This is a genomic window from Cellulophaga geojensis KL-A, from assembly GCF_000568425.1.
GTDB classification, from domain to species: domain Bacteria; phylum Bacteroidota; class Bacteroidia; order Flavobacteriales; family Flavobacteriaceae; genus Cellulophaga; species Cellulophaga lytica.
In genome coordinates this window covers 128,260-152,602 of the sequence record NZ_ARZX01000003.1, presented here as the reverse complement: position 1 = coordinate 152,602, position 24,343 = coordinate 128,260, and the positions used below count along the sequence as shown (strand labels likewise).

Here is a 24,343-nt window from a genome sequence, read left to right as displayed (position 1 = left end):
ATTATGTTTGATAAAGAATACGATGTTATTGTAGTAGGAGGTGGCCACGCAGGCGCGGAAGCAGCCGCTGCCGCCGCAAATTTAGGTTCTAAAACTTTGTTGGTTACAATGAACCTTCAAACCATAGGGCAAATGTCTTGCAATCCTGCAATGGGAGGAATTGCAAAGGGACAAATTGTACGTGAAATTGACGCTTTAGGTGGTTATAGTGGTATTATTTCTGATAAATCTGCTATACAATTTAAGATGTTAAACAAGTCAAAAGGACCGGCAATGTGGAGTCCTAGAACGCAAAACGACCGTATGCGTTTTGCTGAAGAATGGCGTTTGGCATTAGAAAGAACACCCAATTGTGACTTCTATCAGGAGATGGTTTCTGGCCTAATTATAGAAGGAGATAAGGTATGCGGAGTAACAACTTCCTTGGGTATTGAGATCAGATCTAAGTCTGTTGTACTAACAAATGGTACCTTTTTAAATGGTTTAATTCACATAGGTGAACGTCAATTAGGAGGTGGTAGAGCAGGTGAAAAAGCAGCAACAGGCATCACAGAACAACTAGTAGATTTAGGGTTTGAAAGTGGTAGAATGAAGACCGGAACACCACCTAGAGTAGACGGTAGATCATTAGATTATTCTAAAATGATAGTGCAACCAGGAGATGTTATTCCAGAGAAATTTAGCTATACAGACACTAAATCTTTAGCGCATCAACGCGATTGTTTTATGACTCATACTAGTACTTTAGTACACGATTTATTGCGCGAAGGGTTTGATAGATCGCCTATGTTTAACGGTAGAATTAAGAGTTTAGGACCACGTTATTGCCCTTCTATTGAGGATAAAATTAATAGATTTGCAGACAAAGATAAGCACCAATTATTTGTAGAACCTGAGGGTTGGGATACGGTAGAAGTGTATGTAAATGGCTTCTCAACTTCGCTACCAGAAGACGTACAATTTAAAGCTTTACGCTCTGTTGTTGGGTTTGAAAATGTGAAGTTTTTTAGACCTGGTTATGCTATAGAATATGATTATTTTCCGCCTACACAATTAAAGCATACACTAGAAACTAAGCTTGTAAATAACCTGTATTTTGCTGGTCAAATTAATGGTACAACAGGGTATGAAGAAGCCGCTAGTCAGGGTCTAATGGCTGGTATAAATGCACACCAAAAAGTGAAAGAAAATGAGCCATTAATACTAAATAGAGATGAGGCTTATATAGGTGTTTTAATAGATGATTTAATTACAAAAGGAACAGAAGAACCATACAGAATGTTTACTTCTAGAGCAGAATATAGAACATTATTAAGACAAGATAATGCCGATATTAGGCTTACTCCATTGGGTCATAAAATTGGTTTAGCATCAGATTCTAGACTAAAAAGGATGGAAGAAAAGCTTCAAAAATCTGATGCTTTTGTGAACTTTTTCAGAGAAACAAGTGTTGTTCCAGAGGACATAAATCCTATTTTAGAGTCTGTAAATTCTACTCCAGTTAAACAATCTCACAAAATGTTTAAGAGCTTTTCTAGGCCAAATGTCACTATGGATCATATGCGTAAATTAAAGTCTGTTTCAGAATTTATTGAAGCTGAAAATATAGATAGAGAGGTAATGGAGCAGACCGAAATTCAGGTTAAATATGCAGGTTATATTGCCAAGGAAAAGAACAATGCAGATAAGCTTCAGCGTTTAGAAAATATTAAAATTCCTGAAGGTTTTGACTATCGACAATTAAAGAGTTTATCTTATGAAGCTCGTGAAAAATTAGAGGCAATTAGACCAGTTACTATCTCGCAAGCCTCTAGAATTAGTGGGGTTTCGCCAAGTGATATCAGTGTACTGCTTGTATTTATGGGTCGCTAATTTAATTTATTATATAGACGATTTACCCAATTGTTCCACGTGGAACAATTGGGTTTTTTTGTTTTAACAAAGATTTTTTTGTTTGTCTTTTCTATGGTTTTTATAACGGTAGGTTAGTGTTGTTTATTGTATGTTTGTTTTGAGTTAATTTTAATTCTCATTAAGTTTTTTTAATGCTCTTAGTTTAGATTTTTTCAGCATATAATTTTACTTTTTTGCTGTGGGTTAATTAGAAAATATTTTATCCTTTTTTAGATCAATTGTAAAATTTAAGTGTTCTGAATTTTTAGTTTTTCAATTTTCAGTTTCAATTTTTTCGAACCTAAATTGTTTTAGAATCCTTACTTCAAATTTCATCTTTTTTATTTTTTCTGATATTGATTTTTATACCTTCCTTTTTAGAATTGATTTCAGATTTTTGTTTCTATTTTTTTTATCAGCAACTTTTATTTTTTGTATTCAGATTTTTTATTTTCTCTTCATATTTATTTTATTTTTTTAATTGAATTTTTGTTCAAATTTCACGTATTATTTATGTGCCATTTTCTTCATTTTTTTGCATCAATTTTTTCTCTTTTTTAGAATTCAATTTCCACTTTTATTTTTAGTTTTTTTAGATTTTAAAACTTCACCCTTTTGTTAGTTTTTTGTTTTTTCTGTTTTCTTTTTTTGTAGTTTTTAAAATGAATCTATTTTTTAATTTTCATTCTCTTTTATGGTTTTCAATTTTCAATTTCTTTAATGTTTTTTTCTTTTTTAAAATTTACTAGTTTTAATTTTTGAGATCTAATTTTAGCTTGCTTTATTTTTTTTATAATTTTTATTTAGAGATTTTATTTTTCATTTTGGTTTGTAAATTTTTTTGGATTTAAATTTTTCAGTTGACTAATTTTTTCTCCTAAAGTTATTTTTTTATCAACCCAAAAAAGTAAATAGGTTAAGCTATTTTTTAAAAGAAATTAGAATAGTGTAGTGTTCAAAATTTAGTTTTATTCCTTCTTTATTTTTTAAGTTATTTTGGATTTGTATTTTCAAAAAAATATTTTCTTCTAACTTCTAACTCTTGGTTCAATTTTTGTTTTTGATAAAAGGCATTCAATTCAAAAAATAAAAAAAATGAAAAATGTATTTCTTGTGGTTATTTTAGTTTTTGTTCAATCTTGTATTCCGTTGCGGATTGCTCCCAATATTCAAGATTATAAAATTACTAAAGGCAAAACTTTTAAGAGAGGATTAACCAAGCATCACGTTTTTATTTTTGAAGATCCAAAAGACGAAAGTGAATTTTATAATTATGTAGATGTAAAATATCAATTATATAATATTGATGTTTTTTAAAACGTTCCTTTTTTCATAAACGATGTTCCTTATTATTTTTCTTTTTATGAAGTAGAAAAAAAAGAAAGAGTATAGATATACTTTCTCCTACTTTAGGAGTTGTTGCAAATAGAGCTATTGGTTCTAGTGACAATCCTTCTGATCTTTTTAATGAAGAGCCTCGGTTACGTGTAGAAGGTAATTATTATATTGCCATAAGCGTTACAGACGATGACGGAAAAGATTGCTTGGATAAAAATTCACTTTCACGTCCTTTAGTTTTAAACTATCTTCGTGCTTTAAAGAAAGAATATTTAGCTACGCACAATTACAATGAACTTTTATTTAAAAACTAAAGACCATTCTGTAACACAAGAAAATTTTACATTAAACCATAATGAGGAATTGGATATGTTGGTTACAGAACCACAACCAGAAAATTTAGATGTTTATTATGAGAGTGAAGATTACATTTCTCATACAGACGCAAAAGAAACTGTTGTGGATAAAATGTACCAAGCTGTAAAAAATTACAGTTTGCAAAAAAAGATTCAGTTAATTACATATTACACCAAAGGAGAAAAATCTGTTTTGGATGTTGGTGCAGGTACAGGAGATTTTTTAATTACTGCGCAAAATAATAAATGGACTTGTGCTGGAGTGGAACCAAATGAAGCGGCCAGAAAAAAAGCTACAGAAAAAGGTTTAGATTTATTTAGTAGTTTAGAAACACTACCAGAAAAAAAATACAGCGTAATTACACTTTGGCACGTTTTAGAACATTTGCCAAATTTAGATGAGCAAATAAAAATGCTAAAATCTAAATTAACAGAAAATGGTACGTTAATAATTGCGGTTCCAAATTTTAAAAGTTACGATGCAAAATATTACAAAGAGTATTGGGCAGCATTTGATGTGCCAAGACATTTATGGCATTTTTCTAAAACAGCTATAAAAAAGATTTTTGCAAAGCACAATATGAAACTTATAAAAACCAAGCCAATGTTGTTTGATGCTTTTTATGTTTCATTGTTATCTGAAAAATACAAAACAGGAAAACAAAATATGTTTACCGCTTTTTACAGAGGTTTGCGTTCTAATTTATCTGCAATGAGAACCAATGAACATTCTTCTGTAATTTACATCCTTAAAAAGGACTAAAACTCATTTTAAGGCGTTTTAAGAAGGGTTTAGCACCTGTCACAAGTACTAAGTCCTTTTTTTTGTTTTTATGCATTAGAAATAACAATAAAAACCACTTTTTAATAGATTTGATTTATTTATTTGATTATACAGCATAAGTTATAGCTATAATAGTTTTTAATTATATTAATTATTTCTCTTAATAGTTTATGCTAATACTAGTGTTTTCTTTTATTTTTTAAAAAAAGTCTGAAATTTAATTTTAACCAATTTTAAAACTAAAGATTGTTTTTCTTTAAGATTCAAAAACTTTTCTATTTTTGCTCAACTTAAATAACTTTCCGTCGGTTCGGGAGTTTACATTAAAAACCTAGAAATGAAAAAAATAATTTTTGCACTTGCATTCATCGGTTTAGTAGGATGCCAACAAAGTAAAATGGGTTACGTAGATAACGTAAAACTTATGAACGACTACCAAGAGAAAGTAGACTTAGAAGCTAAGTTTAAAACTAAGATAGAAGCTTTTGGTAAAAAGAGAGATAGCGTACAGCAAGCTTTTCAAATGGAAGCACAAGCTTTTCAGGCTAAGGCACAAAAAATGGCTCAGGCTAAAGCTCAAGAAGAGTACGGTATGCTACAGCAAAAAAGCCAATTTATTGGTCAGCAATTGCAGCAAGAAGAAAAACAACTACAAGTTAGCAGTCAAACAGAAATGGATAGCTTAGTTTCTAAAGTTAAAAAAGAAATTAAAGCTTACGGTAAAACAAACGGTTTCTCATACATCTTTGGTGGTGGAGACGGTGGTAGCGTTTTATACGGTACAGACGCAGATGACCTAACAGATGAGATTACTAAAATCTTAAACGATAACTACAAGAAGTAATCTTGTTGTTTACACATATAAAGAGCCTCAGCGTTATGCTGAGGTTTTTTTTGTTTTAGAGCTCTTCTAATTAGAAGTATGTTTAAGGTTGGTAGTTTGTATGCAAATGTGGTAAAAACCTCTTAAAACGACCTTAGAATTAAAAATAGAAGCATTAGAGCACATTACGAAATAAGTATTGTTTGGTATTCCTCTTTAAACAATATTTACTTTCTGTTTTACACTTAAATTTAAGTAAGACATTACGTATTATTTTTTTATGTATTACGTATTTCCGTAATTTTTTAGTTTGATATGTTATATATTTGTGGGGCAATTCTTTCCCCCAAGATTTATTTTTTAATTGATTTAATAACATACCAACAAAGATGAATTTAGAGCCTTTGAATAATGATGATCTAGCTTGGTCTGATGTAGGTTTATCAGATGTTTATGAGAAAATAAGCACTCAAAATGAACTTCTAATAGAGAATAATAAAGAGCTATTATCTTTATTGAAATATCAACAAAAAGAGAACATAAAATTAGGAAGACGAAATACAATATTGACCTATATTTCTTTGGGTATTTCCTTGTTTTTTGTTGCTTCAACAATTTATAATACAATTAATAAGGTTGATTATGATTATTATATTTTGTCAGAGTTGAAGAAAAGTAATAAAGTTAATGAGGAATTTCAAAATAAACTATTAAAATTAGTTTCTCAAAAGCATAAGAAATCAGAGCTTACTAATTCAACAAACAATAATTTAAAGCTGACTTTATGAAAATCAGATACACTAAAAAAAAGGTACGTACCAATATTCTATTCTCATTCTTGTTTGTTGTTTATGCATTATACAAGTCGGTGTATCTTACTATCAAAAGTGAATCTATAAAGTGGATTGGCTTTATTTTACTGGTTATTGCTATTAATTGGTTTCTAAAAAGTATATTAAAATCTACCAATTATTGTATGGTTTTAGAAAACGGAATACTAAAGGAAGCAACAGTTTTTGGTAAGAAAATTGCATTAAAAGATATTACCTACATTAGAAAAACTAAAGAGGAATATATTTTAAAAACAGCTGATAAAGAGTTGGTTGTACATATAAAACAAGTAGAGGAGGAATCGCTTAAAAATTTAGATAACGTATTGGCAAACTTAGACTTACCTGCAGAAAAAAATCCTTTTGCTGTTAGTTAATCCTTTTATTTTAGATAAATTTAATGCTGTATGAAGAGAATTAGTTTTAAAAAATGGGCATTTCATTTCTCTGTCTGGGTGATTATCATAAATGTAATTACCTTTTATAATGAAATAAGTTACAGCAGTGTATTTAACACCTATAGTTTAGACCGACTTTTGTATTTAGGTATTTTATCAACTTTAATGTTACTGCTTGCTATTATTTCTCTTGTGATAAGTGCTATAAAAAAAGAGAAGCGTAATTACCAGTTCTGGACAGCACTTAGCTGTGTGTTTGTTTTTGGAGTATTGCCTATTTTAGTACTTATGTTTGGGTATTATTTTGTTAAATACTAATTGGTATTTTTTATTACAATAAGCATCTTAATTTTTATACTTGTGCATTTATAGTAAACTTAAATGTGGCTCCGTTTTCTTGGTTATTTTCTAAACTCATTTTTCCACCTAGCATTTCTGTATACGCCTTGGCAATTGCTAAACCAATACCTGCACCGTGTAAGGCATTTTTTTGGTCTGTATCTACCTGGTAAAAAGCTTTAAAAATGGCATTAAACTTGTCTTTAGGTATACCAATACCTGTATCTTTTATAGAGAACTCTATAGTATTAAAGTTTTTATAATAACATTTTAAAGTTATAGTCCCTTGCTCTGTATACTTAATGGCATTGTTTATTAGGTGTTTAAGCACTGTGGTTAGCTTTTCTTTATCTGTATGCACCAATGCCTCATTACTGCTAATTAAGTTGTTATTAATAATTTGTATGCCTTTTTCTTTTGCCATAGCCGTTACACTATTAAAAGTGTTATTTATAACAGAGTTAATGTTAAATGTAGAGTTGTTTAAGGTCATTAAACCACTCTCTACTTTAGATATGTTTACAATGTCTTCAATAATACTTAAAAGCTTATTTCCGTTTTCCTCTATTAACTGTAAATATTCTTGAGACTCTTTGTTGTTTTTGTGTAACTCTTTTAAAAAGTCTGCGCTACCTAAAATACCATACATTGGAGTACCAATTTCGTGGCTAATATTGGCTAAAAAAGCCGATTTTAATTTATCTGAGCTCTCTGCTTTTTGTCTTGCAAGCACGGCCTTATTGTGCTTTATTACAAGCTCCTTTTGTAATTTATTTTCTTTTACTAATGCATTATGCAACTGCTTAATTAAAAACGAAATAGAAAATACTAGTATAAAATTAAACAGTACATTGTTTACTGTTACAACTGCAAGTACATCAAAATCGTAATCATCATAAAAAGGAAAATAAAATAAGTTAAAATAATAACCAGCTAATAGTATTAAATACAGCACAACTGTTACTATTACCCAGTTTAAGCCTTCTTTTCTTCCTTTATATAGTGTTATTAGTGATGTTGTTGTGTATAAAAGTATGCTACCGTTTCCTTTAAAACCTAAATGAAGTAAAAGTCCAAAAGAGAGAATAAATAAGGTGTATGAGAAAATTGTTTTTTTAGTGTTAAAACCAATTTTGTTGATAAAAACAATGGCAACTAAAGCTAAAATTGCAAGGGTATCTATGTACAGAACAAAAAGTTCACCCCTGGTTATTGCAACATATCCACTAGGAAAATAAGCAATACCACCTATAAAAAAAGTAAGTAACAGTATAGATATAAATAGCTTATCTCTAAAATATTCTAAGCCTTTTTTATTGTTTACTGCTTTAAAATTACTGTATTTTACAAACCAATTTGTGTAAGATTTCCACCATTTATGTACCATTTTTTAGGCAGTTTATACTATTTATTTTATAAGTGTAACTTATTAAAAGTAAGAATTTTATTAGTATTCTGCTGTGGTCAATGGTGTTATTCGTTAAACAGTAAATTTTAGCTATAAAAGAACTTTTTTTATTTTTTGGTTATGTGCAGGCTTTAAGTTTTTCTTTTTTTCTGGACACTGCCAATGTGTGCAAATTGTGAATCCAAATGTAGAGCCAGAGTCTTGGTTGTTTTTTAAACTTAACTTGCCGCCAAGCATTTCTGTATATGCTTTGGATATGGCTAGTCCAACACCAGAACCGTGCAAAGCGTTTTTTTGATCTGTATCTACTTGGTAAAACGCCTTAAAAATAGATCTAAATTTGTCTTTAGGTATACCAATTCCGGTATCTTTTACTTCAAAAGCAACAATACCTTCTTCCGGTAAATGGCATTTTATATTTATGCTTCCTTTTTCGGTATATTTTATAGCATTTTTAACCAAGTGGTTTAATACGGCTTCTACTTTTTCTTTATCGGTATAAATTAAAGATTCGTTTGTGCTAATTAAATTGGTTAACGTAAAATCTATATCTTTTTCGACAACTTCAGTTTTTAATTTAGTGTATATTTCTTCTACACAAGTTTTAACATTAAATGCAGTAGGAGTTATTGGCATTAAGCCAGATTCTACCTTAGAGATATTTACAATATCTGCAATAATATCTAATAGTTTGTTGCCGTTTTCTTCAATTAATTGTAAAGATTTTTGATAACCGTTATCTTCAGTATTGTAATCTTTTAATAAATCTGTAGTTCCTAAAATACTGTACATAGGTGTGCCAATTTCGTGACTAATATTAGCTAAAAAAGCAGATTTTAATTGTTCAGATTGTTCTGCTTTATTTCTTGCAGCAACAGCATTGTTGTGTTTAACAATTAGTTCTTTCTGTAACTTGTTTTCATTAAGTAAGGCTTTGTGTAATTGGGTAATTAAAAATGAAATAGAAAAAACCAATATTAAATTAAATAATAGGTTGTTTAAGCTAATTATAACATATTCTGTAAAATTATAACCCGTTGTGTGTACAAAGTTGTAATACCCCAATTTGGTAAAAATTAATACACAAGCATACATTAAAACTGCATAACCAAATGCAAAAAAACCGGCTTTTTTACCGCTATACAATGTTACTGCAGATGTAGTCATTAATAATATTAATGCACCATTTCCGCTAAGTCCGTTATTAATAAATAATAGCGTAGATAGTATTAATAAATTGCCAGAAAAGATATGTTTTTTCAGATTTAAACTAAGTGACCTATTAAATACCACAAATAAAAGTACAGAAACAGCCAAGGTATTTATCAATACCAATTTCATTTCAAAATTTATATAGGCAACAATTACACTAGGTATATATGCTAATACACCAAAAAAGTTTACCAATAATAGAATAGAAATAAATAATTTATCTCTAAAATATTCTAAACCTTTATTGGTGTTTGTAATTTCAAACTCAATATAATTTATATACCATTTACGGTACCTGAACCACAATTTTTGCATACTTATGTTTGGGGAATTTAACTTGTACCTATACTAACGTCTCTGTTGTTGTTTGTATTTTCTTTTTTATTGTGTTTTCGTTAAACGGTAAAATTATGTAATTCAACGATTGTTTTTTTACTATTTGTAACTATATTTTGACAGATTATTTACATTTAAGTAGCTTTAAGTATAAGCGTTTGTAAGTTTTTGTCTATTAATAATTTTTATATTGATAGCTGTATACTCTAAATTAAAAAAGTTAGTTAAAAGTTGTCCCCAAATTTTTTTCTGTTTCGTTATAGAGTTGATAATGAATTAATTGTTAATTTTAAAACAAAAAGAATGAAAGATTTTATGCTTATTTTTATTGGTAAAGAGTACACAGACCTGGGACTTTCTCCTGAGCAAATGCAAGAACGAATGGGGAAATGGTTTGCTTGGAACCAAAAAATGCAAAAAGAAGGTGTTGTTAAACACGGAGAAGCATTACACCCAGAAGTTAGGCAAATATCTGGACCTAACAGAACTGTTACAGACCGTACAGCAGCAGAACTTAAAGAAATTGTTGGCGGTTATTATATGGTAAAAGCCAATGATTTAGATCATGCTTGTAAAATTGCACAAGACTTTCCGGATTATGATCTTGGCAATACTGTAGAAGTTAGAGAAGTTTTAGTTTTTGACGAAATGTAAAATGCAAAATCAGCAACTTATAGACCATCTTTTTAGACACCAGTATGGAAAGATGGTTTCTATTTTAATTCGAATATTTGGATTAAAACATATTGAACTTATTGAAGATGCTGTGCAAGATACTTTTGCAAAAGCAACGGTGCAGTGGCGTAAAAAAGTTCCAGACAATGCAGAAGCGTGGTTTACTACTGCTGCTAAAAATAGGGTTATTGATTTGTTACGAAAATTAGATGCAGATAAAAGCCGAATTGAAAAACTAAATTACAGTGCTTCTGCTATTGCATTTAATAATTTATTTGAAAAAGAAGAAATACAGGATAGTGAACTACGTATGATTTTTACTGCCTGCCACCCCAAATTAGACCCTAAAGACCAGATAGCTTTTGCTTTAAAAACTATTGGTGGTTTTAGCTCATCAGAAATAGCAACTGCATTACTTTTAAAACCTGAAACTGTAAAAAAAAGATTAACCAGAGCTAAACAAACTATACTTAAAAGAAAACTGAACTTTGAGTTGCCTGCTAAAAAGCAATTACAAAGTAGGTTGCATAATGTGTTAGAGGTAGTTTATCTTATTTTTAACGAAGGTTTTCACTCTAACCACAACAAATTACTTGTGCGTAAAGAACTTTGTGGAGAGGCGCTTAGATTAACTAAATTAATATTAAGAAAAGAACAGTTTAGGTGTGGTGCTAGTTATGCTTTATTTTCATTATTGTGCCTAAACTCATCTAGATTAGGAGCCAAGGTTGATGAAAATTTTAATAGTATAGATTTAAAAAATCAAGACCGCAGTAAATGGTATTTGCCACTAATTAATTTAGGTGTCAATGCTTTAGAAAAAGCTAATGAATACCCAGATTTTTCTACTTATCATATTGAAGCTGCTATTGTTACAGAACATATAAAAGCACCTACTTTTGAAGCTACCAACTGGAAACAAATTTTGGAACTTTACAAACAATTAGAACAGCACCAAGAAAATACTATTGTTTCTTTATCAATAGCAGTGGTGTTTATACAGTTAAATGAACCGCAAAATGCATATTTAATTTTACAAAAATTAGAGCCAAATGCGCTAGAGCAACGCTCTTATTTGTTTTATGGTGTTAAAGCAAAATATTACCAATGTGTGGGGAATATTGATAAAGCTATAAGTTATTTAAACACAGCTATAGAAAGTGTGCCAAATTTTGCAGAGAAAACCTATTTAATTAAAAAAAGAGATGCACTACTTACAGTGTAAAAGTATTGGGGTTTTCTTCACAAAAATTCATCCAGTTTTTTAATCTTCCCAAATACATTTTTAAGTAGTTTTCCGTTAAAAATATGTTAGACCAGTCAAACCTTTGTGATTGTACACCTAAATAAAACAACCATACTGCTGTTGCAGCAATAGGTATTAAGTCTATCTCTGTTTTACTTAATTTAGTCTTTGTTTGGTATCCCTTTAAAAACTCTTTTATCTTTAGTTTATAGGCTTCTTTATCTGTTTCTATATGAAAAAGTTGTGCGCAAAAATAGGCTACATCTAGTACCAAGTAACCATTACCACAAAAATCAAAATCAAAAATTGTAATTTTTCTATTGTCTGTTATGGCCATATTATCATACCAAATATCTAAATGAATAATACCTTCTGGTATTTTTTTATTTTTAAAGGCTACTTCAACCTTTTTACCTACTTCCCTAATGTATTCCATTTCAGGTAATTTGGCATCAAAATATTTAAGTGTATAGCTGTAGGGTTTGGTAGTTAGTGTTTCTGTGGTATAGTTAACACGCGCTATTGTTTTATTTACAGTGGTGTTGTGTATTTCTCCCATTAGCGCACCAATAGCAAACGTTGTTTGGTGGTCTAAAAACCTAACTTTTCCTCCTTCAGCAAAAGTAAAAAGTACAGCATAACGTATACCTTCTGGTGCTTGTATTTGCTGTATAAAATTTTTGTTTTTATCTGTTAATGCATAAGAAACACTATGCTGGTTATTCTTTAACAGCTCTAAAAGTTTTAACTCTTCTAAAATCTCTTGCTTTGTTCTCCAATTGTAACAATATACGCGTAGTACATAAGTGTTATGTTTATTTTTTATAAAGTAGGTGTGGTTAATACCTGTTCTGTATAGTAAACACTTAAAATCTTCGGTTAATTGGTATTTTTCTTTAACCAGCTTGCATAAAGCAGTTGCAGAAAGGGTAGAGGCAGTTACAGGAAAACTTGTCATCTTCTAAGGAATAATCTTCCGTTTACAATGTATACTGTAACCGAAATTAAAGTTAGGTAATGGTACTTTGTTATTTCATAATATAAAAAACAAAATGCTATTACCATTAAAAGTAATAGCATTAAAATTTTAAATTGCTTTTGTATATTAGTTGCTAGCTAAAATATATAATAAAAATACAGCTGGCATAAAGTAAATAACTATGGTTTTAGCACCTTCATAATCTTTGGCAACACGTTGGCCAAACAATAAAAACAATAGTGTTATACATGATAAAATTGTACCGTAAATAGCCATAGTACTTTCACCATCTAAAATAAATTGTATAACACCAACACCGCAAAGTGCTCCCGCCAATACTTCAATAACTAAAATGATGCCTAATAGCAACGGAACTACATTTTTTAAAGGTGTTTCACTAAAATGACCCGTTAGCCATGATAAATTTCCTTTCCAGTCGGCAACCTTGTCAAAACCACTTTGTAAAAAAGTAATAATTAGAAAGATTAATAATAAAATTTCAGTAATATTTTCGTGTACGTTAGTCATTTTTAGCTTGCTTTTTTGTGTAAAAATCTAGTTAGTTTTATTGATAAATCGGTTAAAATTAATTTGGCATTACCATTACGTTCTATATGGTACATTGCTTGCTCTAGCTCTGTAATAATATCTACAATATTGTTTTCATGAATAAAAGGAGCAAATTTTTCTAGTTTAAATCCTTCTACATGCATTTCCATAAAAGCGAGCTCATTGGTATTGTAATTAACCAACATAGCTTGGCGCATTATAGCCATACAGTACGTTAAAAATTTCTTTTGTGTTTCTCTGCCTGTTTTGGCAATTTCATTACTCCACAAAATTAAATCTTGTATTGCAGCTTTGTTTCCTTTTGCTCTAAAAGCAGTACGCACCCATTGTACAAACCATTTTTCAAACACCAAATCTTCAGAGTCGTTATTCATTAGATCTAGCGCTTTGTTAAAATTTCCGTTTGCTTCGTGTGCAATTTTAAAAGCGGTTTGCTGGTCTAATCCTTTTTTTATTAGTGCTTCAGTTATTGCATTTTCTGCTAGGGGCGGAAAGTGCAAAATTTGACACCTAGAACGTATGGTTTGTATAATTTGCTCTTCGTCTTCTGCAATTAAAATAAATATGGTTTTTTCAGGTGGCTCTTCAATAAGTTTTAGCAGTTTATTGGCAGCGGCTATGTTCATTTTATCAGCCATCCACATAATCATTACTTTGTAACCACCTTCATAAGATTTTAAAGTAAGTTTTTTAACAATATCCTGTGCTTCATCTACACCAATTTGGCCTTGTTTTTTTTCAATACCAATAAGTCTATACCAATCAAACAAATTACCATATGGCTGTTCGTTTACAAATTGTCTCCAATCTTGCATATAATGGTTACTAACAGCGTGACTTTTTACTTTGTCTGAATTTGTTACCGGAAAAGCAAAATGCAAATCGGGATGAGACAAGTTAGCACACTTTAAATTACAAGCCTCAATGCCACCAGAGTTTTCTCCGTTTATATTTTTACACAACAAATACTGTGCATACGCAATAGCCATTGGCAATGTACCGCAACCCTCATTACCTACAAAAAGTTGTGCGTGTGGTATACGGCCAGCATCTGCACTTAAACATAAGTGTTTTTTTATGTGAGAAAGTCCTAAAATATCTTGAAACTGCATACCGTCAAAGATATGCAAATGAAGCAAATTAAAAATAATGCTAATGCTTAAAAATATTAGCAAATAACTTTGCTTATTTTTTACTTTTTAAAATAGCATTGAAAATAAATGTAAAATACATAAAAATATATACCAAAATTAGTTTTTATGATAATGATATAGTCTTTACACTGGGCAAAGCTAAAAATACTGTTAATGGTTTTATAGGCTATACTTAAATCTTTACATTTGGAGTTTGTAAGTCTAACTAAGCTAAATTTAACAAGCACACATTATGAAAACAATAAACGATTTTAATTTTGAAAATAAGAGAGCATTAATACGTGTAGATTTTAATGTTCCTATGGATGAAAATTTTAATGTAACAGATACCAACCGTATTGAAGCTGCTAAGCCAACAATTATAAAAGTGCTAGAAGATGGTGGTAGTGTTGTTTTAATGAGTCACTTAGGAAGACCAAAAGGGCAAGTTGTACCAGATTTATCTTTGGAGCACATTTGCAGTACTGTTTCTGATGTGTTAGGTGTACAAGTAAATTTTGTATCTACTTCTGTTGGTGAAGAAGCAGAAAAAGCTGCTGCTAATTTAGAAAACGGACAAGTGTTATTAATAGAGAATTTACGTTTTAACGCAGAAGAAGAAAAAGGAGGAGATGACTTTGCAGAGCAGTTATCTAAATTGGGAGATGTTTACATTAATGACGCTTTTGGTACCGCCCACAGAGCACACGCATCTACAACTGTAGTTGCTAAGTTTTTTCCAGAGAACAGGTGTTTTGGCGCTTTATTAGCTAAAGAAATTGAAGCTATAGACAAGGTAATGCAAACAGGGGAAAAACCTGTTACAGCAATTTTAGGTGGAGCAAAAGTATCTTCTAAAATTACAATTATTGAAAACATTTTAGATAAAGTAGACCACTTAATTATTGGTGGTGGTATGACGTATACTTTTATTAAAGCAAAAGGCGGACAAGTAGGAGATTCTATCTGTGAAGATGATAAAATGGAACTTGCTCTAGATATTTTAAAACAAGCAAAAGAAAAAGGAGTTGAGGTACACATTCCTGTAGATGTTATTGCTGCAGATGAGTTTAGCAATACAGCAAACACAAAAATTACAGATGTAGATAAAATTGAAGAAGGATGGCAAGGTTTAGATGCAGGGCCAAAAACTTTAGAGATTTTTAAAGATGTAATTTTAAAATCTAAAACTATTTTATGGAACGGCCCTATTGGTGTTTTTGAAATGGAAAGTTATGCCAAAGGAACTATAGAAATAGGAAATTATATAGCAGAAGCTACCCAAAAAGGAGCTTTTTCATTAGTAGGAGGTGGAGACTCTGTTGCTGCAGTTAAGCAATTTGGTTTTCAAGACAAAGTAAGCTATGTATCTACTGGTGGTGGTGCTATGTTAGAGAGCTTAGAGGGTAAATCTTTACCAGGTATTGCTGCAATTACCGCATAATATAAGGTTAGGCACAATTGTTGATTGCTTTAAAAAGCGTTAAAAATTTTATTTTTAAATAAAAAAACACGACTTTACCAAGCAATCAACTAAACTAACCAAAAGAGAATTTTAAATGAAACGTATTTTTTTAGGAGTACTACTGTTTTCTGGTACCGCTATTTTTGCACAAGAAAAAGATAGCATTGTTACCACATCTGTAAGTACAGAAATTTTAAGTGTTGTAAAGAATGACACTATAGATACCATTGTAAAAAAGCAAGCAGATGCACCACAAAAAGTGCAACCTATTATTGCGCTTACTTCTGAAGATTCTTCAGCAACTAAGTATCAATTATCAGACTATAAAAATGCGGCTAATTATGATAAAGCTTGGCTAAAACAAATAAAAGAAAGTGCTTCTTTATTTGATACTATTTACAATAAAATTGCTACTGAACGTATAGAAAATATACCAGTCAGTTTTATTGATTTGCCAACAGATACGTTAAAAGCTAGGCTAGCTCGCTTAAATGCTAAAACACCTTTTAATGTAGAGTATAATGAGTCTTTAGAACGCGTTATAAAATCGTACCTATCTCGTAACAGAGGCTTAATGGAACGTATGCTAACTATTAGTCAGTTTTACTTTCCTATGTTTGAGCAGGAGCTAGATAATTTTAATATGCCGTTAGAGATGAAATATTTAGCTATTGTAGAGTCTGCCTTAAACCCTAGAGCAAAATCTAGAGTAGGAGCTACAGGCTTGTGGCAATTTATGTACGGTACAGGTAAGGAGCAAAACCTAGAGGTTAATAGCTATGTAGATGAACGTAGTGATCCAATAAAATCTACCAAAGCAGCTTGTGAATATTTAACACGCTTATATAGTATTTATAACGATTGGGACTTGGCACTTGCTGCCTACAACTCTGGTCCTGGTAATGTAAATAAAGCTATTAGACGTTCTGGCGGATATACGAATTACTGGAATATTAGAAATCATTTACCAAGAGAAACAGCAGGTTATGTACCAGCGTTTCTGGCTACAATGTATATTTTTGAATATGCAAAAGAGCACGGCATATATGGTGAAGTTGTAGACAGACCTTATTTTGAAACGGATACAGTTCATGTAAAAAGTATGCTAACTTTTGATCAAATTTCGAGATTTACAAGTGTAAGTGTTGAAGAGTTAGAAATTTTAAACCCATCATACAAATTAAATATAATTCCTTTTCAAGAAGATAGAAACCACGCTCTACGTTTGCCAACTAGTGTTATGGGTAAATTTGTGTCTAATGAAGATGATATTTATGTTTTAGCAGAAGAAGAATTAAAAAAGGTAGAAAAGCCATTACCAAAGTTGGTTAAGGCAGAATCACAATCTAGATACAGAGTTAGAAGCGGTGATTATTTAGGTAAAATTGCAGAAAAATTTGGAGTTAGAGTTAGTGAAATTAAAAGATGGAATGGTTTGCGAAGCAATAATTTAAGAGTAGGGCAGCGTTTAACTATTTTTTCTAGAAATTCTAAAGCCATTGCAGCAGCAAAACCAGAACCAAAACAAAAGCCTATTCCGCCTGGTGCAAAAACGCATACAGTACAATCTGGAGACTCACTTTGGACCATTGCACAAAAATATTCTGGAATTTCTGTTCAAAATTTAAAAGATTGGAACGGTATTAGTGGTAAAAACTTAAAGCTGGGCACAAAAATTATGTTGTGCGATTGCTCTACCAAGAAAATATAACCGTTAAACCAATTTTTTAATCAGATGAGAAAAATTTTAATCTTAGTTTTTGTTACTTGCTTGGCAGTAACTTCATGTAAAGATGGTGCTAGTACCAAACAAGATTTTACACCAGCATCAATAGGGCAAGTAAACTCGCTTACAGTAGTAATGAGTAATGAACTATGGGAAGGCAAGGTAGGAGATAATGTTAGAGATCAATTTGCCAAATCTGTAGTAGGAATTGCTTGGAATGAACCAATTTTTACCTTGCGTCATTTACCAGAAACTGTATTTACTGGAGCTGTACGTAAATCTAGGTCTATTTTAGTGGTACAAAAAAAGGATACAACAAGCTCATCATACATTAATAAAAACACCTATTCTAGACCTCAGAACGTAGCAGTTATTGTTGCTCCTACAGAAGATGAGCTTATAGAAACTATCAATAAAAACGCAGATCATATTATATCAGAATTTAATAAAACAGATTTGCAAGTAACACAGGGTAACTTTAAACGCTCATTGTTACAAGATACTAGTATAGAAGATATGTTTGGTGTAACAATGGATATACCATCTGTATATTCTATTGGTAAAGTAGAGGATAATTTTATATGGTTAGATAGGGATATTAAAAACGGTACAATGAACTTAATTGTGTATGCTTTACCGTGGGATTCTTTTAGTAATAATGCTACTTTTATTAGTGATATTGTTAGTAAAAGAGACTCTATAGGTAAAAAGTATATTCCAGGACCTAACGAGGGTACGTATATGGACACAGAAAAGGCATTTGCACCATCTGTTTTTCCTGCAGAAATAGGAGGTAAAAAAGCGGCTGAAATTAGAGGGCGTTGGGAGATTTATAATTATTCTATGGCTGGCCCATATGTGTCATATATTATAAATGATAAAGAAAACAACCGCAAGTTAGTTGTAGAAGGCTTTACGTTTGCCCCTGCAGCTGTTAAAAGAGACTTTATGTTTGAGCTGGAAGCTATTATTAAAACTTTAAAGTTTTTGCCTAAGAAGGCTTCTAATTAAGTATTAGCTATACATTATAAAACTAAAAAGGCTCCAATAAAATTGGAGCCTTTAATTTTCACATAGTATTGCACTATTAAATGCAATTGGTTAGTTTTTTAATTTGTGTCTTTTTGTTTAAACCTTTTTGCCTATTTAAACAAAAGCGAACCCGGTTAGCACTCTATACATTAAAGCATAAGCTGCAATAACGATTAATGTAAAACAAAACCAAGAAAACATCTTGAAATAGTTTTTTAAAATAAAGTGCCCAAGGTTTTTAAATCCATTTAAATAGATTTCTTTACAAAGTAAAATTCCTTTCATGAGCGTGCATTTAATTAATTAAGTTGTAAATATCGTATTAGGGCTCGGTATAAAGCAACAATTTTAGTTAAACCGTTATGTAAAAAGGTTCTATTCCAACAATTAAAATATTTATCCGATGAACTACATTATCAGATAGTTAGCTTGTATTTTTTTTGTAAGTAAAGTCTTTATGATAGTCTAAGACTTGTAACATATGTAAACAAAAAAAGCTTCTAGTTTTACCTAGAAGCTTTTTAAATATGTATATTTTCTGTTTTTACATTTCTACTATTATAAATTCTGATCGTCTGTTTTCTTGGTGTTTTTCTCTAGAACAACTTACACCATCTTCACAACCGTTAATTAACTGTTCTTCTCCATAACCAATAGCACTAATTATTCTGTTTTCGTCTATACCTTTAGATATAATGTATTTTCTTGTAGACTTAGCTCTCTTGTCTGATAGGTATTTGTTATACGCATTATTACCTCTTACATCTGTATGGGATTCAATTTTAATTTTCATATTAGGATATTCTGTCATAACATCAACAAGTTTGTCTAATTCTACACTTGCATCTTGTCTTATGTACGACTTATCAAAATCAAAGAATATTTTTTCTGTTTTAAGCTTTTTAATTCCGTTTTCAATAGCTATCATATCATGCAACTTTCTCATTGCAATATCTACATTTACTACTTGGTTTTCTTTAGTTTCAGTGTTTAGCTCTTCATCGAAAAAAGTTTCTTTATTAGCCTGTAATTTGTATTTAGTGTTACTGTCTAAATCTTCAAAAACAAAGCTGCCATCTTCTTCGGTAACTATTTCTTTTAGTTTTATGTTGTTTTCATCTAATAAAGTAACAAGCGCATTTGGCATTAGATCTCCAGTTACAATTTCTGTGACTACACCAGCAATTGCATTTTCATTTACTTCTTCTACTATTAAGTTTTTAAACGAATAAATATCATCATCACCTTTACCACCTTTTCTATTAGATGCAAAGTATCCTTTTTGTGTTTCCTCATTAATTATATACGAGAAATCGTCCTTATTACTGTTAATTGGTTGTCCAACATTAACAACATCTTTAAAACCTTCTTCATCATAGGCAACTTCATATACATCTAAACCACCTAAACCTATATGTCCGTTAGATGAAAAGTATAGTTTTTTGTTGTTTAAAAAAGGAAACATTTCCTTTTGTTCTGTATTAATTTCTGGACCTAGGTTTTTGGGAGTAGAAAATAAGCCATCTTCTAATACATCTACTACAAAAATGTCTGTTTCACCAATACTACCTGGCATATCAGACACAAAATATAGCTGTTTGCCGTCTGGGCTTAAAGCAGGGTGACCAGTTGAGTATTCATCACTATTAAAAGGTAGTTCTACAGCCTCTGACCATTCTCCATTTATTTTTTTAGACATGTATAACTTTAAGTTGTTAATGCCGTTTTTATCTCTTTTTAATTTTTTGCCATAGTTATTTCTGGTAAAATACATTGTTTTGTTATCTGGAGAAAAAGTAACAGATGCCTCATGATACTTGGTATTTACTTTTTTAGAGAATTTTATAGCGTCTTTTAAATCGTCTGATTGCTGATTTATTTTAGCAACATATAAATCTAAATACGGTTGGTTATTCCATTTATATCTTCTGGTATTAAAAAAAGAAGAATCTTTTGCAGAAGCAAAAACTATTTTATCATTACTATAAAACATTGGAGAGAAATCTGAATTCTCTGTATTTAAAGCTAAGTTTTTAACTTCATAATTAGGTTTTTTATTTAGAATTTGATCTAACACTTGCTCATTACGGGCATTATCTTCGGTATTTAATTCAACTCCTGTTGGCTCATCTTTTTTCATACGATTGTACATACGCATAAAACGTTTTGCTTTCCCATATTTACCATTTCCTTTAAGAGCGTGGGAATATTTAAAAATTTGATCTGGAGTTAAATCATCCTTGTATGTATCATATAATATTTGGTACCAATGATAAGCTCTCTCCATATTTGTATTATAATAATGAGAGTCTCCAGCCTTTTGCAATATATCTTTTGTGTAGTTTTCTTTATTTTCTTCTAAAGCCTGCTCAAATAATTTTGCTGCTTCAGCATACCAAAGCATATCAAAATACTCATAAGCCTTTTTTATTAGCTTGCTTTCCTTAACTGTAACTTTATTTTTACTAGTATTTGAGTTGTTGTTTGTTGTTTCATCACTAAAATAAGAGTTGCTATTTGCAAGCTTTAAATTTGCTATAGTATATCCTTTTTTAGTCTGAGAATTGTTAATAGTGGTCTTTTCTTGTTCTTTTTGAGAAAAGACACTTAAAGAGAGCAAGAATAAACAAGTAGGTATTAGTTTTTTCATTACAAGTTGTTAAAAAAATCTAGGGTTTAGTTTAAGTTTTTGAGAAACAGTTGAGCTTTAAAAGTATTTTTTTTAAAGTTGTCTCAGTTTATAACTAACGACTTTATTTAAAGTTTCGTGTATAAGTGTGTTAATAATTAATAGCACTTAAGGTTAAAAGGGATTGTTTTTTGAAATTATTAAAGCTGTACAAAGCAACTTTTAATTAAAAACAAAGATAGCGTTACTTTGTATTTTTTTAACTTTAATTGTTGTAAATGAGGTATATATGTATTTAAAAATGCTAAAGAATGTGGTAAGAGAATTTTATTTTTTGGTAAAATCTATATTTTAAAAACAAAAAACCCCGCACTTTCGTGCAGGGTTTGTAAAATAAGATATATTGTAATTTACTTTTTCTCTTCTAGCTTGTCATTAGAGTCATCGTCTTTAGAGGCATCTTTAAACTCTTTAATACCGCTTCCTAAACCACGCATTAATTCAGGTATTTTTTTACCTCCAAAAAGTAATAAAACTGCAACAACTATAAGTGCTATAGATGCACCACCTGGTATGGCTAACATAATATTTGATGAAATCATAATAATTAATTTTGAAAAACAAAGATAATAAAAAGTAACTACAACAATGTTAATATTAGAAATAGAATTACTTTTTGTACTTGTAGTGAATGTTTTATACCTATTTAACTTAATTTTGGTACTTTGAACCCCATTTTTGTTAGTGTAATAAAATTCTAAAGTTTATATTTGTTTGTTATGGCAAAAGACAGGAAAAAAAGAAAGGAGATTAAACGCAAGCTTTTAAATAAGTATCGTTTGGTTATTCTTAATGAAGATACTTTTGAAGAAAAAATTTCCTTTAAGCTTAGTAGACTTAATGTTTTTGTTTTGGGGTGGATTTCTACTTTTGTGTTAATTGCTCTAACCACGGTTTTAATTGCATTTACGCCTTTAAGAGAATACATACCTGGATATTCTTCTACCAAATTAAAAAAACAGGCTACAGAATTAACATATAAGACAGACTCTTTAGTAAATGTTTTAAATTATACCAATAAGTATTTATCTAATATACGTATGGTTTTAAGCGGAGACGTTGCCAACAATAAAATGAATAGGGATTCGCTTTTTGAACAGGTTAAAATAGATCCTAATACTGTAGATCTTAGCCCAATTAAGGAAGATCTAAATTTAAGAGCTCAAGTTGCATTAGAAGACAAATACAATTTATTTGGAAACACAAAAACAGAATCTTCTTTAGTTTTATTTTCTCCTGTTAGTGGTACAATTTCACAGGACTATGATAAAGATAAAAAACACTTTGCAGTAGATGTTGTTGCTCCAAAAGACAGCCCTATAAAATCTGTTGCGCAGGGCACCGTAATATTTGCAGATTGGACCACAGAAACAGGATACGTAATAATTGTAGAGCATAAAGACAATCTTTTGTCTGTTTACAAACACAATAGCGCTTTACATAAAGCACAAGGAGAAATTGTAAAAGCAGGTGAGGTTATTGCAACTATTGGTAATACAGGAGAAATAACAACAGGTCCACATTTGCATTTTGAGCTGTGGAGTAACGGTACCTCTGTAAACCCTACAAATTATATAGATTTTAAATAAGTAAATTATGTCTTTAAAATCTTTTGCAGCAAAAATTTTTGCTAAAAATATAGCTGCTAAAAATGCCAAATGGATCTCTAAACCCATAGAGACTCAAGAAAAAGTATTTAAACAATTAATACAAAAAGCAGCTAATACTAAGTTTGGTAAAGACCATGGTTTTAATGCTATAAAAACACATAGTGACTTTGTTAAAAATGTACCTGTAAGAGATTATGAGGCATTAAAAAATTATGTAGATGAGGTTGTAGAAGGTAAATCTAATGTACTTTGGCCAGGCAAACCAGCTTATTTTGCAAAAACATCTGGTACTACATCAGGAGCAAAATATATACCCATAACCAAAGAGTCTATTAAATACCAAATTCAAGCTTCTAGAGATGCCATTTTAAATTACATTAATGAAACTGGCGAAGCAGATTTTGTTAATGGTAGAATGATTTTTTTGCAAGGTAGTCCTATCTTACAAGAGAAGAATGGCGTAAAGCTTGGTCGTTTATCAGGTATTTCTGCGCACTATGTGCCAAAGTATTTGCAGCGTAACAGATTGCCTAGCTGGGAGACCAATTGTATAGAAGATTGGGAAACTAAGGTAAATAAGATTGTTGAAGAGACTAAAGATGAAAATATGAGCGTAATTGCTGGTATACCATCTTGGGTGCAAATGTATTTTGAGAAACTACAGGCCGATACAGGTAAAAAGGTTGGTGATTTGTTTAAAGGATTTCAGCTTTTTATTTATGGTGGCGTAAATTATGAACCCTACCGTGCAAAATTTGAAAATTTAATTGGTCGTAAGGTAGATAGTATAGAACTTTTTCCGGCTAGTGAAGGCTTTTTTGCATATCAGAATTCACAGCAAGAAAACGGAATGCTATTGCTTTTAAATTCGGGTATATTTTATGAATTTATAAATGCTGATAATTTTTATGAAGATGATGCAGAACGCATCACTCTAAAAGATATAGAAATAGGAGTAAATTATGTAATGATAATTTCTACAAACGCTGGTTTGTGGGGTTATAACTTAGGAGATACCATTCAGTTTATTTCTAAAAATCCTTATAAGGTAATTGTTTCAGGAAGAATAAAACATTTTATATCAGCTTTTGGAGAGCACGTTATTGCTAAAGAAGTAGAAGAGGCAATGCAAATGGCTATTAAAGCAACCGATGCTAGAATAAATGAGTTTACTGTAGCGCCACAAACGGTAACAAATAATGAGTTGCCTTATCACGAGTGGTTTATAGAGTTTGAAAATGAGCCAAAGGATATGGAATTGTTTGTTAAAACAATAGATGAGTCTTTACAAAAACAAAATAGTTATTACTTTGATTTAATTGATGGTAAAGTACTCCAAACTTTAAAAGTTACTAAAGTTGAAAAAAACGGTTTTAAAAATTATATGGTAAATATTGGCAAATTTGGAGGTCAAAATAAAGTACAACGTTTGTCTAATGATAGAAAACTGGCTGAAGGATTGAAAGAATTTACTGTAAACTAACGTGTCTACCTTAACAAT

22 protein-coding genes are annotated in these 24,343 nt (G+C 30.5%); 14 read left to right on the top strand and 8 right to left on the bottom strand.

The annotated features are described in order from the left end of the window. The first annotated feature begins 3 nt into the window (after window positions 1–3). From mnmG to KLA_RS04345, 7 genes are all read left to right on the top strand, one after another. Entirely contained in the window at window positions 4–1,872 is a 1,869-nt protein-coding gene (gene mnmG, locus KLA_RS04375) for a tRNA uridine-5-carboxymethylaminomethyl(34) synthesis enzyme MnmG (RefSeq protein ID WP_034644277.1), read from the top strand. A gap of 1,116 nt (window positions 1,873–2,988) precedes the next feature. Then, the gene (locus tag KLA_RS04370; protein WP_034644274.1) at window positions 2,989–3,210 is read left to right on the top strand and encodes a hypothetical protein; all 222 of its coding nucleotides are present in this window, start codon (window positions 2,989–2,991) and stop codon (window positions 3,208–3,210) included. 312 nt (window positions 3,211–3,522) lie between these two features. Then, window positions 3,523–4,350: a class I SAM-dependent methyltransferase gene (locus tag KLA_RS04365; RefSeq protein ID WP_034644272.1), complete on the top strand. Its 828-nt coding sequence runs from the start codon at window positions 3,523–3,525 to the stop codon at window positions 4,348–4,350. A gap of 358 nt (window positions 4,351–4,708) precedes the next feature. Further along, the gene (locus KLA_RS04360) at window positions 4,709–5,215 is read left to right on the top strand and encodes an OmpH family outer membrane protein (protein ID WP_034644270.1); all 507 of its coding nucleotides are present in this window, start codon (window positions 4,709–4,711) and stop codon (window positions 5,213–5,215) included. Between the two features lie 368 nt (window positions 5,216–5,583). Beyond that, complete coding sequence (locus KLA_RS04355) at window positions 5,584–5,982, top strand: hypothetical protein (protein ID WP_034644267.1); 399 nt, start codon at window positions 5,584–5,586, stop codon at window positions 5,980–5,982. After that, window positions 5,979–6,401, top strand: coding sequence for a hypothetical protein (locus tag KLA_RS04350; RefSeq protein WP_152536826.1), 423 nt, complete (start codon window positions 5,979–5,981; stop codon window positions 6,399–6,401). Before KLA_RS04355 ends, KLA_RS04350 begins: the two co-directional genes overlap by 4 nt. A gap of 30 nt (window positions 6,402–6,431) precedes the next feature. Beyond that, window positions 6,432–6,740 (top strand): hypothetical protein, encoded by a 309-nt coding sequence (locus tag KLA_RS04345; RefSeq protein WP_152536825.1) that lies wholly within the window; start codon window positions 6,432–6,434, stop codon window positions 6,738–6,740. A 34-nt stretch (window positions 6,741–6,774) separates the two neighbouring features. Here the strand turns inward: KLA_RS04345 and KLA_RS17495 are convergent, their stop codons facing one another. Both KLA_RS17495 and KLA_RS17490 read right to left on the bottom strand, forming a co-directional pair. After that, complete coding sequence (locus KLA_RS17495; protein WP_051456035.1) at window positions 6,775–8,148, bottom strand: sensor histidine kinase; 1,374 nt, start codon at window positions 8,146–8,148, stop codon at window positions 6,775–6,777. Between the two features lie 111 nt (window positions 8,149–8,259). Further along, complete coding sequence (locus KLA_RS17490; protein ID WP_013620907.1) at window positions 8,260–9,696, bottom strand: sensor histidine kinase; 1,437 nt, start codon at window positions 9,694–9,696, stop codon at window positions 8,260–8,262. A 324-nt stretch (window positions 9,697–10,020) separates the two neighbouring features. On the opposite strand from KLA_RS17490, the gene KLA_RS04330 reads away from it, so the two are divergent. Next, entirely contained in the window at window positions 10,021–10,371 is a 351-nt protein-coding gene (locus KLA_RS04330; RefSeq protein WP_034644262.1) for a YciI family protein, read from the top strand. Window position 10,372: 1 nt separating this feature from the next. Then, window positions 10,373–11,617 (top strand): RNA polymerase sigma factor, encoded by a 1,245-nt coding sequence (locus KLA_RS04325; protein WP_034644260.1) that lies wholly within the window; start codon window positions 10,373–10,375, stop codon window positions 11,615–11,617. Here the strand turns inward: KLA_RS04325 and KLA_RS04320 are convergent. The 3 genes from KLA_RS04320 to KLA_RS04310 form a co-directional block, all read right to left on the bottom strand. Further along, window positions 11,607–12,596, bottom strand: a complete 990-nt coding sequence (locus KLA_RS04320; protein WP_034644258.1) for a phosphotransferase — start codon at window positions 12,594–12,596, stop codon at window positions 11,607–11,609. The two genes, KLA_RS04325 and KLA_RS04320, sit on opposite strands and share 11 nt — an antisense overlap. Window positions 12,597–12,743: 147 nt before the next feature. After that, entirely contained in the window at window positions 12,744–13,145 is a 402-nt protein-coding gene (locus tag KLA_RS04315; protein WP_013620911.1) for a hypothetical protein, read from the bottom strand. Between the two features lie 2 nt (window positions 13,146–13,147). Next, entirely contained in the window at window positions 13,148–14,299 is a 1,152-nt protein-coding gene (locus KLA_RS04310; RefSeq protein WP_013620912.1) for an ATP-binding protein, read from the bottom strand. A 274-nt stretch (window positions 14,300–14,573) separates the two neighbouring features. Between KLA_RS04310 and KLA_RS04305 the strand changes: the two genes are divergently transcribed. From KLA_RS04305 to KLA_RS04295, 3 genes are all read left to right on the top strand, one after another. After that, a complete protein-coding gene (locus tag KLA_RS04305) occupies window positions 14,574–15,764 on the top strand; it encodes a phosphoglycerate kinase (protein ID WP_034644256.1) in 1,191 nt (396 codons plus the stop codon). Window positions 15,765–15,879: 115 nt separating this feature from the next. Continuing rightward, window positions 15,880–17,496: a lytic transglycosylase domain-containing protein gene (locus tag KLA_RS04300; RefSeq protein ID WP_013620914.1), complete on the top strand. Its 1,617-nt coding sequence runs from the start codon at window positions 15,880–15,882 to the stop codon at window positions 17,494–17,496. 24 nt (window positions 17,497–17,520) lie between these two features. Further along, window positions 17,521–18,522: a DUF4837 family protein gene (locus KLA_RS04295; RefSeq protein ID WP_034644253.1), complete on the top strand. Its 1,002-nt coding sequence runs from the start codon at window positions 17,521–17,523 to the stop codon at window positions 18,520–18,522. Between the two features lie 135 nt (window positions 18,523–18,657). Here KLA_RS04295 and KLA_RS18570 read toward each other — a convergent pair whose 3' ends face one another. The 3 genes from KLA_RS18570 to KLA_RS04285 all read right to left on the bottom strand — a co-directional run bounded on the left by KLA_RS18570 (window position 18,658) and on the right by KLA_RS04285 (window position 21,774). After that, on the bottom strand, window positions 18,658–18,828 hold the full coding sequence (locus KLA_RS18570) for a DUF6747 family protein (protein WP_013620916.1): 171 nt from the start codon (window positions 18,826–18,828) through the stop codon (window positions 18,658–18,660). Between the two features lie 259 nt (window positions 18,829–19,087). Further along, entirely contained in the window at window positions 19,088–21,193 is a 2,106-nt protein-coding gene (locus KLA_RS04290; protein ID WP_034644252.1) for an OmpA family protein, read from the bottom strand. 389 nt (window positions 21,194–21,582) lie between these two features. Next, window positions 21,583–21,774, bottom strand: coding sequence for a twin-arginine translocase TatA/TatE family subunit (locus KLA_RS04285; protein ID WP_013620918.1), 192 nt, complete (start codon window positions 21,772–21,774; stop codon window positions 21,583–21,585). A 177-nt stretch (window positions 21,775–21,951) separates the two neighbouring features. Between KLA_RS04285 and KLA_RS04280 the strand changes: the two genes are divergently transcribed. Continuing rightward, window positions 21,952–22,821 (top strand): M23 family metallopeptidase, encoded by an 870-nt coding sequence (locus KLA_RS04280; protein WP_013620919.1) that lies wholly within the window; start codon window positions 21,952–21,954, stop codon window positions 22,819–22,821. 7 nt (window positions 22,822–22,828) lie between these two features. Beyond that, complete coding sequence (locus KLA_RS04275) at window positions 22,829–24,325, top strand: GH3 auxin-responsive promoter family protein (RefSeq protein WP_034644248.1); 1,497 nt, start codon at window positions 22,829–22,831, stop codon at window positions 24,323–24,325. Window positions 24,326–24,343 lie beyond the last annotated feature (18 nt).